We start from the raw sequence: 12999 nt of genomic DNA, 5'->3' as shown, positions 1-12999 counted from the left end.
GGCTGGACCATTCCCGACAGGCAAAGTAGCTGTGTGTCAGTACAAGGCGGGAGAACAAAATGTCTGATGTTTCCGGAAAAACAGTGATGATCACCGGCGCGAGCCGAGGAATTGGTGAAAGCGCGGCGCGAGAGTTCGCTGCGGCTGGTGCCAACGTTGTGTTGACCGCGCGAGGGGCAGCAGCGATCGAGGCGATCGCGGCAGACATCGGCGATGCGGCATTGGCGGTGACATGCGATGTTGCGGACTACGCGCAGGTTGAGGCGGCTGTGAATGCAGCTGTGAAGGCCTTTGGCGGAGTTGATATCCTGATCAACAATGCCGGTGTGGTGGAGCCGATTTCCCATATAGACCAATCTATTCCAGCCGATTGGGGGCAGGTAATCGATATCAATCTCAAAGGGGTTTATCACGGCATGCGCGCGGTGATGCCCTTGATGGAAAAGGCGGGCGGTGGCTCGATTTTGACCATAAGTTCCGGTGCAGCGCATGGACCCGTTGAAGCGTGGAGCCACTACTGTGCGTCCAAAGCTGCGGCGAACATGCTGACGCGCTGTGTGCACAAGGAAGCTGGCGAGAAGGGCATCCGTGCTATCGGTCTGAGCCCTGGCACTGTGGCGACGCAGATGCAGCGTGAAATCAAGGCCAGCGGTATCAATCCTGTATCGAAGCTGGAATGGTCCGACCATATCCCGCCGGAGTGGCCAGCCAAATGTCTTTTGTGGATGTGTTCTTCTGAAGCAGATGACTGGCTTGGCGACGAGATTTCCCTGCGTGACGAAGACATCCGCCGCAAGGTCGGCTTGATATGATCGAACTTATCAAGGAACCTTCAGGGCTGTGGGTTGTTACCATCAACCGTCCGGACAAGGCCAATTCTTTGACCCATGCGATGTTGACCGAACTGGCCGAAATTGCCGAGTCCGCGCAGGAAGCGCGGGTCTTGGTAATCACCGGAACAGGCAAGGTTTTCTCCGCAGGAGCTGATCTGGAAGAAGCCCGCGCCGGGCTTGCGACCAGCGACGTTTGGGAACGCCTTTCGGGGGCCATTGCCGCGCTTCCGGGCCTGACCATTGCAGCCTTGAACGGAACGCTCGCGGGGGGGGCAATGGGGATGGCGCTGGCGTGTGACATCCGTATTTCGGTGCCGGAAGCCAAGTTTTTCTATCCGGTGATGAAGCTGGGTTTTCTGCCGCAACCCTCTGATCCCAAACGCATGTCTGCGCTGATTGGTCCTGCCCGGGCCAAGTTGATCCTGATGGGCGGGCAAAAAGTTGTCGCTCCGGATGCGTTGGCTTTTGGGCTGGTTGACCGGTTGGTGGACCGCGACGATCTGCTGGATGAAGCACGGACAATCGCAGCGGACACTCTTGCTGCGAAACCCGAGATCGCAACGGGTATCAAGGCATTGTGTTGTCCTGAATGACCGGTTTTTCAGCGCCTGTTAACATCGGGAATCGCGCGCTGAATTGGCAGGCTGCATAACGTCGGTATTATGTCGGTATCGCGTCGGTGTGTTTTCAGGCTCGGCAATTTGTGAACACATCGGCCGGTTTCCATTCCTGTGTGCCATCGCGCGCTTGCACAGAGCTTGATGAATGAGCAGGACATCGCATCACAACGACTGCCCGCCGAAATCTCATAGTCCGATCTCTTGTCGGCAGGAGATTTCTAAAGTTCCAGCGGCGAAGGAATGGCAAAAAACCGTCTCTGTTACAGCGGTGCTGGGAGCCGACTATTTTGACCAAAACGACGGCTGGCTGGCGGGGCTGTGCGTTCCACAACTGGCTGGCGGAAAGCTTGTGTGAACGGCCGTAGCGAGTTTGTTCCGCACTTTCTGGGTGGCGGTGAGAATTGGGGCATGGCACAACGGAGCACAACAGAACAAAACAGGAGCGCGCCATGAGTTTCGGCAAGGGATGTCACCTGCATCTGATCGACGGATCGGCCTTTATCTTTCGCGCTTATCACGCGTTGCCACCGTTGACGCGCAAGTCTGATGGCCTGCCGATTGGGGCTGTGGCGGGGTTCTGCAACATGTTGCAGCGCTATATCGAGGACAATGCCGGCCCAGATGCCCCGACCCATGTGGCGGTGATTTTCGACTACTCCGGCAAGTCATTCCGCAACGAGATGTATTCGGAATACAAGGCCAACCGGCCGCCTGCGCCCGAAGATCTGGTGCCGCAGTTTCCGCTGACGCGGACTGCGACCGAGGCCTTTAACATCGCCTGCAAAGAGGTTGAGGGTTTTGAGGCCGATGACATCATCGCCACGTTGGCCGTTCAGGCGCGCGAGGCCGGTGGCCGGTGTACGATCATCAGTTCGGACAAGGACCTGATGCAGCTTGTCGGCGGGGGCGTCGAGATGCTGGATGCGATGAAGAACAAACGCATTGACCGCGACGGGGTGATCGAGAAATTCGGCGTTGGGCCGGAGCGGGTTGTGGATGTGCAGGCGCTGGCGGGTGACAGCGTGGACAACGTGCCCGGCGCGCCGGGGATCGGGATCAAGACGGCGGCGTTGTTGATCAATGAATATGGTGATCTGGAAAGCCTGCTGGATCGTGCGGAAGAGATCAAACAGCCCAAGCGCCGTCAGACTCTGATTGAGAAGCGGGATCAGATCGAGTTGTCCAAGCGGCTGGTGCAGCTGGACGATAAGATGGAGTTGGATTTCACAATCGACGATCTTGAAGTTCAGGACCCCGATGCGGACACGTTGTTGGGCTTCCTGGCCGAGATGGAATTGCGCACGGCTGCGAAACGGGCTGCGGATAAATTGGGTGTTGAGGCGCCGGTGATTGCCGAACCTGTCGCGCAGGCGAGCGCGGTGGTTGAAGAAGAAACTGTTCCGATTGATCCCGAGAAATACGAGTGCGTGACAGATCGCGCGGCGCTCGATCGCTGGATCGCGGCGATCATGAAACGCGGCTACGTGGCGGTGGACACCGAGACCAATTCGCTCAATGAAATGGTGGCGGAACTGGCGGGGATTTGTTTGTCGGTGGAGCCGGGTGAGGCGTGTTATATTCCGGTCGGCCACAAGAAGGGCGCGAGCGACGACTTGTTCGGCGGGGATGAGCCGCAAGAGGGGCAGATGCCGCTGCGGGAGGTGCTCGATGCGCTTCAACCGATGCTGGAGGATCCTTCGGTTCTGAAGATTTTCCAGAACGCGAAATATGACTGCAAGGTTTTTGCCAACTACAACATCAACGTGGCACCGATTGATGACACGATGTTGCTGTCTTACGCGCTGCACGCTGGCGAACACAATCACGGCATGGACGCGCTTTCCGAGCGGTATCTCGGGCATCAGCCGATCCCGATCAAGACGCTCTTGGGCACTGGCAAAAGCGCGATCACCTTTGATAAGGTACCGATTGCGGATGCGGTGAAATACGCCGCCGAGGATGCGGATGTCACGCTGCGCCTGTGGAAGATGTTCAAGCCGAAGCTGCATCAGAAGCAGGTGACGACGGTTTATGAAACACTGGAGCGCCCCTTGGTGCCGGTTTTGGCACAGATGGAGCGGCACGGGGTCAAGGTGGACCGCGATACGCTTTCGCGCATGTCCAATGCCTTTGCGCAGAAGATGGCCAGTTTGGAAGCAGAAATCCACGAGGCGGCGGGGCAATCGTTTAACGTGGGCTCCCCCAAGCAGTTGGGCGAGATCCTGTTTGATAAGCTGGAATTGCCCGGCGGCAAGAAGGGCAAAACCGGGGCCTATGCGACTGGTGTTGATATTCTTGAGGATCTGGCGACCGAGCACGCTTTGCCGGGGTTGGTGCTTGACTGGCGGCAGTTGAGCAAACTGAAGTCGACCTATACCGACGCGTTGCAGACGCACATCAACGCCGACACAGGCCGCGTACACACGTCCTATGTGCAGACCGGCGCGAACACGGGGCGTCTGGCGTCCACCGATCCGAACCTGCAGAACATTCCGGTGCGATCCGAGGAAGGGCGCCGCATTCGCGAAGCCTTTGTGGCTGAGGAAGGCAAGACGCTGATCTCGCTCGACTATTCTCAGGTTGAATTGCGTATTCTGGCCCATGTGGCCGGTATCGACGCGCTGAAGGCCGCGTTCCGTGACGGTCATGACATTCACGCGATGACGGCGTCCGAGGTTTTTGGCGTGCCGATGGAGGAGATGACGTCAGAGGTGCGGAGCCGCGCCAAGGCGATCAACTTTGGTGTGATCTACGGAATTTCCGGTTTCGGTCTGGCGCGCAACTTGCGGATTCCGCGCGGCGAGGCGCAGGACTTTATCAACCGCTATTTCGAACGCTTCCCCGGTATCCGGACCTACATGGATGACACCAAAGCCTTTGCCAAAGAGCATGGCTATGTGCAGACGCTATTTGGCCGGAAAATCCACACGCCGGAGATCAACGCCAAAGGGCCGCGGGCGAGTTTTGCCTATCGCGCGGCGATCAATGCGCCGATCCAAGGCACGGCGGCGGATATCATTCGCCGTGCCATGATCCGCATGCCCGACGCGATCAAGGACCTGCCCGCCAAGATGCTGTTGCAGGTGCATGACGAATTGATCTTTGAGGTCGAGGACAGCGCGGTTGAGGAAACGATCGAGGTGGCGCGCGACGTGATGCAGCGGGCAACCGAGCCTGCGATCAAGCTTGATGTGCCATTGATTGTGGATGCGGGACGCGGGGCGAACTGGGCCGAAGCGCATTGAGGGCATGATGACTGGCGGGTCGAGGGTCAGACCGATCTTAAACCCAGCCAGCCAAGACCGCTTTCGGTGGTTTTGCCGGACGGGAAGTATTCGGCGCTGACCACTCCGGCATAGCCAGTGTCGTCCAGCATTTTGAAGAAAGCCGGATAGTCGAAGTCCCCACCTGCGGGTTCGTGGCGGTCGGGGATGCCGCCGACTTGGATATGGCCGACTTGGTGGGCGTGTTTGTCCCAGCAGGCCATGATGTCTCCGTGGATGCGATGGGCGTGATAGGTGTCAAACTGAAGCGCCAAGTTCGGCGCGGCGACCTCGTCCAGAATTTCGGCGGCGAGGTCAAAATCGTTCAAAAAATAGCCCGGCATGTCGATGTCGTTGATCGGCTCAATTGTGAGCTTTTGCTTTTGCGCGAAATCGCTGGCCCAGCGGAGATTATCGACGAAGGTTTCACGGGCTTCAGGACCGCGTGCGGGTCCGGCCATGATATGCACCAGACGCGCCCCGAGCGCCTCGGCGTAGCGCAATGTGCGTTTGAAGTCATGACGGAAGCGGTCGCGGCTTTCGGGAACGGCGGCAAAGCCTCGGGCGCCGCCGGTGTAGTTCGGCGGCGGGCAGTTGATCAGCTCTAGCGACAGGTTGTTGCGCCCCAAGGCCGACAGGATTTCGTTGGCTTGCATGTCGTAAGGGAACAGCACTTCCACCGCGTCAAATCCGGCCTCTGCGGCGGCGTCAAACCGGTCGAGTTCCGGCAGTTCCTTGAACAGCATTGTCAGGTTGGCGGCAAATTTGGGCACGGCGGTCTCCCTTGGTGCGGAGGCCGGCAAGCAGGCCCTCAGCGGTTTTCTACCAACAGGTTAATTTCGTGATAGTTGTCAAGGCCGCTGGTGAAAATCCTCTTGGTTTCCGGCGCGGGCACAAGCCGCGGAATGCTCTGGAGTTTCAAGCCAAATCGGCCGTCGGGATCATCGGGAAAAAGACTCCTGAGGAGCGGACGCCGAACCAAGCTGTACCGTTGATCTGTTGTTCCTCACCCAAATCAACCATGCGGTAGAATGTCTTGCGGTCAATCTTGGCCTCAAGGTTGGCGCGGATGGTGACATAGGGCGCAGGGGCATCCCCCGTGGTGTCGACGCGGATCGGATTGTCGGGGCCGGCGGTGGCCGTTTCCCCGATGTTAGTGGTGAAGGTCAGGTGCTGATCGTCGCCTTGGCCTGTGACCTCCATGTCTTGGGCCACGAATGGGGCGTCCTCGACCGTGATGCCGACCTTTTCGACCGGTGTGACCAGAAAATAGGCATCGCCGTCTTTGCGCAGGATGGAGCTAAAGAGTTTGACCATTGCGGGGCGGGTGATCGGGCCGCCTTCGTGAAACCACGTGCCGTCGCGGGCGATACGCATGTCGATGTCGCCGCAAAAAGGCGGATTCCAGAGATGCACGGGCGCGGGGCCGCGTTCCTTGACCGCGGCGGTTGCGGTTGCGGTCAGGTCATTTATCGTCGGTTTCACGGGAATTTGTGCGCTCATTGCTTTTGCCATTTCATCCGTGCGGGATAAGGTTCTCGTAAGCATATAGACCCATCAGGAGAAATGTCATGAGCGAAGACGCCGATCTGGTCGCCGAAATCGAAGCGCTGGGCATAAAATTGGCCGCGGCCAAGGAGGCGATCACGACACGGTTTGTCGGGCAGGAGCGGGTCGTGGACCTGACCCTTGGCGCGCTGCTTTGTGGCGGACACGCTTTGCTTATTGGGCTTCCGGGGCTGGGCAAGACGCGATTGGTGGACACCCTGTCGACCGTGATGGGGCTGAATGGCAACCGCGTGCAATTCACGCCAGACCTGATGCCGGCGGATATTCTTGGGTCTGAGGTTCTGGAGAAAGGCAAAGGCGGCACACGGGAATTCCGATTCGTGCCAGGGCCGATCTTTTGCCAGCTTTTGATGGCGGATGAGATCAACCGCGCCAGCCCGCGGACGCAATCGGCGCTTTTGCAGGCGATGCAGGAGAAACAGGTGACGGTGGCGGGCGCGGACCGGCCACTGGATGCGCCGTTTCATGTGTTGGCAACGCAGAACCCGATCGAGCAGGAAGGCACCTATCCCTTGCCCGAAGCCCAGTTGGACCGTTTCCTTGTGCAGATTGATGTGCCGTATCCGGATCGTGACACGGAACGTGAAATTTTGCTGGCCACGACGGGTGTCGAAGAGGGTGAGGCGCATCAAGTGTTTGCCGCTGATGAGTTGATCGCGGCGCAGACCTTGTTGCGGCGGATGCCGGTGGGCGAGAGCGTGATGGAGATGATCCTCGATCTGGTTCGGGCCTGCCGGCCGGATGACCCAAGTGCGAGCGAGGCGGTGCGCGAGCACGTTAGCTGGGGGCCTGGGCCGCGGGCGGCGCAGGCGTTGATGATGACGGTCAGGGCGCAGGCGTTGCTGCATGGGCGATTGGCGCCGAATGCGCAGGATGTGATCGACATGGCGGGGCCGGTTCTAAGTCACCGCATGGCGTTGACCTTTGCCGCAAGGGCGCGCGGTGAGTCGCTGGCGGGCCTGATAGGCGAGACTGTGCGTCGCTTTGACGGCGTCGGAGCGGCTGCGTGAGTTCAGTCGCCCATCTTCGTGCGCGTGCTGAGGCGGAAGCCGCACGTCTGCCGCCCTTGTTGGCGCAGGCGGAGCATTTGGCGGGCACTGTGTTGTTGGGCGAACACGGACGACGGCGCGCAGGCATGGGTGATGATTTCTGGCAGTACCGACCAGTGCAACCCGGTGACAGTCTGCGGATGATTGATTGGCGGCGGTCGGCCAAGTCGGATGCCCAGTTCGTGCGTCAACGGGAATGGCAGGTGGCGCAGTCGGTGATGCTGTGGGTGGATGCTGCACCGTCGATGCAGTTTGCGAGTGGCAAGGATGGCGTCAGGAAAGGGGAGCGCGCGCGCCTTTTGGCGCTGGCGGTGGCGATCTTACTGATCCGCAGCGGAGAGCGGGTCGGATTGACCGGCACGCTGTTGCCGCCACGGCGCGGTGAGGGGCAGATATTGCGCCTGACCGAGATGTTTTTGCAGGAAGACGGCGGGGATTACGGCACGCCGGAGACCAAGGCGATGTTGCCCCATGCGCGGGCGCTTTTTGTGTCGGACTTCATGGGCGACTTTGAGGCGTTCTCGCAGGCTTTGACCAAGGCGGCGGATCGCGGTGTCAGAGGCGTCTGCTATCAGGTGCTGGACCCTGCGGAAGAAGATTTTCCGTATCGTGGGCGGGCGGTGTTTGAGAGCATGGGCGGCACGCTCAGCCACGAAACCAAGAAGGCTGATGACCTGAGACAGCGCTATGTTGAAAAATTGGCGGAGCGTCGGGAGCGGTTGCGCGACCTGTGTCGTGTGACAGGCTGGCGGTATGGCACGCATCACACCGGAGACAGCGCACAAGCGGCCCTGTTGTGGTTGCATCGGGCGTTGGAGAACCGTGGATGATTGGTGGTTTGGCCATAGGGTTTGTAACGCCATGGTTGTTGGCGGCTTTGGTGATTTTGCCGGTGCTGTGGCTGATCCTGCGGGCGATCCCGCCTGCACCGGTGAAGCGGCTATTTCCCGGTGTCGTGCTTTTGCTTGGGTTGACGGATGACGACACGGTTACGGACCGTACTCCGTGGTGGTTGCTTGTTCTGCGGATGCTGGCGGTGGCGGCGGTGATCATTGGTTTGGCAGGGCCGCTGCTGAACCCGCAGGAGCGGGAAGACGGGCAGGGGCCTTTGCTTGTTTTGCTGGATGCGAGTTGGGCGTCGGCGAGTGATTGGGATGCGCGGCGGGCGATGGTTGAAGCACTGCTGGAGGAAGCGGCGCGGGACGGGCGCGTGGTGGCGGTACAGCGATTGAGCGCGCCCGAAGAGTTGCGATTTGCGCAGGCGGATGTGTGGACGTCCCGCATGGCGGGCGTTTTGCCAATGGCCTGGGAGGCGGATGCGGCGACGCACGAGACGTTTGTCGCGGGTTTGGGAGAACAGGCGTTTGACACGATCTGGCTGTCAGACGGGTTGGAGCGCGGCGGGCGTGAGGCTGTGCTGTCGGCGTTGCAAGCCCGCGGCGATGTGCGGGTGGTTCAAACAGGGCGCGGGGCGCTGGCTTTGGCACCGCCGACTTATGAGGATGGCAAGGTTCTGTTGACAGCGAAACGCACACAGGCGGCGTTGGAGCGGGAGATCACGGTGCAGGCGATCGGGCTTGATCCGGCCGGTACGGAGCGGGTTCTGGCGGCGTTGCCGATCACCTTTGAAGCCGGATCTGCGCAGGCGGAGACCGCCCTGAGTTTGCCAAGCGAATTGCGGGCGCGGGTCACACGGTTCGAGATTGCCGGCGTGCGGTCTGCGGGCGCGGTGAGCCTTTCGGATGACAGCCTGCGCCGGCGTGAGGTGGCGTTGATAGCGGGGCGCGAGGATCGCGAGGGACTGCAACTTTTGTCGCCGCTGCATTATTTGCGGCAGGCGCTGGTTGAAACAGCTGATGTGCTGGAAGGGGCGTTGACGGATGTGTTGCCAGCAAACCCGGATGTGATTGTGTTGGCAGATGTTGCGGTGCTGTCAGAGGGCGAGACTGCGGCGATGCTGGAGTGGCTCGATCAGGGGGGGCTGCTTTTGCGCTTTGCGGGGCCGCGATTGGCGGCAAGCGAGGTCAGCCGGACAGAGGAAGACCCGTTGTTGCCGGTACGCTTGCGGGCAGGTGGCCGGTCTGTGGGTGGGGCGATGAGTTGGGGTGAGCCCAAATCGCTGGCGCCGTTTGATGTGGACAGCCCGTTTTATGGCTTGTCGGTGCCGGATGAGGTCACGGTTACAGCGCAAGTTGTGGCGCAGCCGGATCCCACTTTGGCGGATCGGGTGATTGCAGAGTTGTCAGATGGCACGCCGTTGGTGACACGTAAGGCTGTCGGGCAGGGGCAGGTTGTGCTGGTGCATGTGACCGCCAATGCGCAGTGGTCGGCCCTGCCGTTGTCGGGCCTGTTTGTGCAGATGCTGGACCGGCTCGCGGTTCTGAGCGCCACAGGGGCTGATGCTGAGGAGCGGATGGCCGGAACGACGTGGCAACCGGTGAAAGTCTTGGACGGATTTGGCCGTCTGGAAGATGGGCAGACATTGGCTGGCGTGACGGGGGAGGCGATGCTTGAGGCGCCACTGAGCATGGATCTGCGACCGGGATTGTATCGGGATGGCGATCGGTTGTTGGCGCTGAATGTGTTGCGGGCCGAGGACGATTTGCAGCCGGTGCGCTGGCCTGCGGATGTGCCGGTTGAGGGGCTGCGCGGGGCGGTGACGACGGATTTGTCGGGCTATTTCCTTGCGGCGGCTCTGATTTTGCTGGCGGTGGACGTGCTGGCGTCGCTGGCCGTCAGCGGGCGGCTTTGGGGTGCGCGGGTGGCGGCCGTGGTGTTGGCAGGGCTTGCCCTCCCGCAGGAGATACTGGCGCAGGAGGTGTTCGCCGATCACGCGCAGGAAGTTGTCTTGGGCCATATCGTGACCGGCAATCGCGGGGTAGATGACACGGCTTTGGCCGGATTGCGCGGCCTTGGTATGGTGCTGAATTTCAGAACGTCAGTGGAGCCGGCAGCCCCTGTCTCTGTGGATTTGGAATCCGATGAGTTGGCGTTTTTCCCCTTGCTTTATTGGCCGATAACACCGGATCAGCCCACGCCGAGCCGCGAGGCCTATGCCAAGCTCAACACCTATTTGCGGTCTGGCGGGATGATCCTGTTTGACACGCGCGACGGCGACGTCGCGGGCTTTGGCACCAGCAGTCCGAACGGACGCAAACTGCAAAGCTTGGCGACGGGGCTGGATATTCCGCCTCTTGATCCCGTGCCCTCGGATCACGTTCTGACGCGGACTTTTTATCTGTTGCAGGATTTTCCGGGGCGGTATCTAAGCCGCGACGTGTGGGTTGAGGCCGCGCCGCCGGATGCGGAGCAGATTGAAGGCATGCCGTTTCGCAATCTCAATGACGGGGTGACGCCGGTGGTGATTGGCGGCAACGACTGGGCCGCGGCTTGGGCGCGGGATGCGATGGGCAACACCATGTATCCGGTCGGGCGTGGGCGAAGCGGAGAGCGGCAACGCGAGATCGCCTATCGGTTCGGCGTGAACCTTGTGATGCATGTTCTGACGGGCAACTACAAAAGCGATCAGGTGCATGTGCCTGCGTTGCTGGATCGGCTGGGGCAATGACCGGAAACGTTCTTTTTGACCCGATTGTGCCGATTTGGCTGTTGGTGTCGTTGGCGGCGCTGTGTGCTGTGGCGGTGTCTTTTGCGCTGTGGCGCGGGCTCAATGGCTGGGCGTTCCGCGGGCTGGCGGGGCTGGTGATTTTGGCGGCATTGGCGGGTCCGGTGCTGCAGACAGAAAACCGTGCACCGCTGAGTGATATTGTTCTGATGCTGGTGGATCAGAGTGCGAGCCAGAAACTGGATGATCGGGCGGAGCGGACCGAAGCGGCCGCTTTGGCGATGGCGGCAAGATTGGCTGCGCGCGAAAACACCGAGGTGCGGCGCGTGGATGTGGGCGACGGCCTGAATGATGCCGGAACCGAGATGATGGCGGCGTTGAACGAGGCTCTGGCGCAGGAACCGCGCGGCCGTGTGGCCGGTGTTGTGGCGATCAGCGATGGCGTGGTGCATGACATGGAACTGGCACCGGACCTGCCGGCGCCGTTTCACCTGTTGCACACAGGGCGCGAGGCGGATTGGGACCGACGTCTGAGCGTCAAAAATGCTCCGGCGTTTGCGATCTTGGGAGAGCCTGTGACCCTGACCTTGCGGGTCGAGGACAGCGGCGCGGCGCCCTCTGGCGTGACGCGCGCGCCGCTTTTCATTTCCATTGATGGCGAAGAGCCACAAGAGTTTGAAGTGCCTTTGGGGCGCGACATTGAATTGCCAGTGACCTTGCCGCACGGCGGGCGCAATGTGATCCAGTTTTCGGTGCCTTTTGAGGCGGGCGAGCTGACAGATCGCAATAACGCCGCGCTGGTGCAAATCAACGGTGTCCGAGACCGGTTGCGGGTGCTTTTGGTGTCTGGTGAGCCACATCAAGGTGCGCGTACATGGCGCAATCTGCTGAAGTCGGATGCTTCGGTTGATCTTGTGCATTTCACAATTTTGCGGCCACCGGAAAAGCAGGATGGTGTGCCGGTGGCGGAGTTGTCGCTGATTGCCTTTCCGACTCGTGAACTGTTCATGGAGAAGATCGACGATTTCGACCTGATCATTTTTGACCGCTATCAGCGGCGGGGCATTCTGCCGTCGGTTTATCTTGAAAACGTGCGTGAATACATCCGCAACGGCGGTGCGGTTCTGGTGGCGGCGGGGCCGGATTATGCCAGCGCGGGCAGCATTTATCGCGGACCCTTGTCGGAAATTTTGCCCGGTGCGCCGACAGCGCGGGTGATCGAACAAAGGTTTGCGCCAACCGTCACAGATGTGGGCGCACGCCATCCGGTGACAGCAGGCTTGCCGAATGCCGAAAACTGGGGCGCTTGGTTGCGTCAGGTTGAAGTCACGCCGGTTGAGGGCGCGCAGGTTTTGATGACTGGTGCCGAGGACAGCCCGTTGTTGGTGCTGAACCGCGCGGGCGAAGGACGTGTGGCGCTTTTGGCGTCGGATCATGCATGGCTCTGGGCGCGGGGATATGACGGTGGCGGGCCGCAGTTGGAGATGCTGAGGCGTTTGGCGCATTGGATGATGGCGGAACCCGAGCTTGAGGAAGAGGCTTTGTGGGCCGAGGCCACCGGCCAGCGGATGCGCATTGTGCGGCGGTCTTTGGAAAGCGATGTCGGAGAGGTAGAAATCACCACGCCTGAGGGCGACAGTGTTTCCGTGCCGCTGGAAGAAACCGCACCAGGACGCTTTGAAGCGGTTTATGAGGGCGCGGAGATCGGGCTTTATCGTTTGGCCAATGGTGCGGCGCGGGCGGTGATTGGATTGGGGCCGGCGGCCCCTCGTGAGTTTGAACAAACGCTGGCGCGTGTGGAAAATCTGGCACCGGTTATGGATGCGACGAACGGTGGAGACTGGGCCTTGGTAGATGGCGCGCCGGCGGTACGTGAGGTGCGGGCAGGGCGACCTGCGATCGGGCGTGGCTGGATCGGGATCACACCGCGCGGCGCCTTTGAGACATTGGATGTGGCACGGACACCGCTGTTGCCGCCTTGGGCAGTGCTGATGTTGGCCTCTTTGTTCATTGTCGCCGGCTGGTTGCGTGAGGGTCGGCGGTAGCGCGGATGAGAGAACGGTCGGGCATTTTGTCCCAGAATTTCGTGCAAACATTCAG

At 60.6% G+C, this 12999-nt stretch carries 10 protein-coding genes; 8 read left to right on the top strand and 2 right to left on the bottom strand.

Annotated features, from left to right (window positions below; genetic code table 11):
• Positions 1-59 precede the first annotated feature (59 nt).
• The 4 genes from BM069_RS16535 (at position 60) to polA (ending at position 4698) form a co-directional block, all read left to right on the top strand.
• Positions 60-812: an SDR family oxidoreductase gene (locus BM069_RS16535; RefSeq protein WP_093325336.1), complete on the top strand. Its 753-nt coding sequence runs from the start codon at positions 60-62 to the stop codon at positions 810-812.
• Positions 809-1426: an enoyl-CoA hydratase/isomerase family protein gene (locus tag BM069_RS16530; RefSeq protein WP_093325335.1), complete on the top strand. Its 618-nt coding sequence runs from the start codon at positions 809-811 to the stop codon at positions 1424-1426. The genes BM069_RS16535 and BM069_RS16530 overlap by 4 nt, the downstream gene beginning before the upstream one ends.
• 172 nt (positions 1427-1598) lie before the next feature.
• A complete protein-coding gene (locus BM069_RS19690; protein WP_139216229.1) occupies positions 1599-1808 on the top strand; it encodes a hypothetical protein in 210 nt (69 codons plus the stop codon).
• Between the two features lie 94 nt (positions 1809-1902).
• A complete protein-coding gene (gene polA, locus BM069_RS16525) occupies positions 1903-4698 on the top strand; it encodes a DNA polymerase I (protein ID WP_093325333.1) in 2796 nt (931 codons plus the stop codon).
• 26 nt (positions 4699-4724) lie between these two features.
• Here polA and BM069_RS16520 read toward each other — a convergent pair whose 3' ends face one another.
• Both BM069_RS16520 and BM069_RS16515 read right to left on the bottom strand, forming a co-directional pair.
• Positions 4725-5489, bottom strand: coding sequence for a hydroxypyruvate isomerase family protein (locus BM069_RS16520; RefSeq protein WP_093325332.1), 765 nt, complete (start codon positions 5487-5489; stop codon positions 4725-4727).
• 145 nt (positions 5490-5634) lie between these two features.
• Positions 5635-6219: a DUF1285 domain-containing protein gene (locus BM069_RS16515; RefSeq protein ID WP_244503647.1), complete on the bottom strand. Its 585-nt coding sequence runs from the start codon at positions 6217-6219 to the stop codon at positions 5635-5637.
• A 68-nt stretch (positions 6220-6287) separates the two neighbouring features.
• Here BM069_RS16515 and BM069_RS16510 point away from each other — a divergent pair, with 68 nt between their 5' ends.
• From BM069_RS16510 to BM069_RS16495, 4 genes are read left to right on the top strand one after another with little or no spacing between them, the layout of a single operon-like run.
• On the top strand, positions 6288-7295 hold the full coding sequence (locus tag BM069_RS16510; RefSeq protein ID WP_093325329.1) for an AAA family ATPase: 1008 nt from the start codon (positions 6288-6290) through the stop codon (positions 7293-7295).
• Entirely contained in the window at positions 7292-8164 is an 873-nt protein-coding gene (locus BM069_RS16505) for a DUF58 domain-containing protein (protein ID WP_093325327.1), read from the top strand. The genes BM069_RS16510 and BM069_RS16505 overlap by 4 nt, the downstream gene beginning before the upstream one ends.
• Positions 8161-10902, top strand: coding sequence for a DUF4159 domain-containing protein (locus BM069_RS16500; RefSeq protein ID WP_093325326.1), 2742 nt, complete (start codon positions 8161-8163; stop codon positions 10900-10902). The genes BM069_RS16505 and BM069_RS16500 overlap by 4 nt, the downstream gene beginning before the upstream one ends.
• Complete coding sequence (locus BM069_RS16495; RefSeq protein WP_093325325.1) at positions 10899-12944, top strand: glutamine amidotransferase; 2046 nt, start codon at positions 10899-10901, stop codon at positions 12942-12944. The genes BM069_RS16500 and BM069_RS16495 overlap by 4 nt, the downstream gene beginning before the upstream one ends.
• Positions 12945-12999 lie beyond the last annotated feature (55 nt).

Source organism: Shimia haliotis (genome assembly GCF_900114415.1).
GTDB lineage: Bacteria > Pseudomonadota > Alphaproteobacteria > Rhodobacterales > Rhodobacteraceae > Shimia > Shimia haliotis.
The sequence above is the reverse complement of the archived record's forward strand: the minus strand, read 5'-3'. Positions and strand labels throughout refer to the sequence as shown.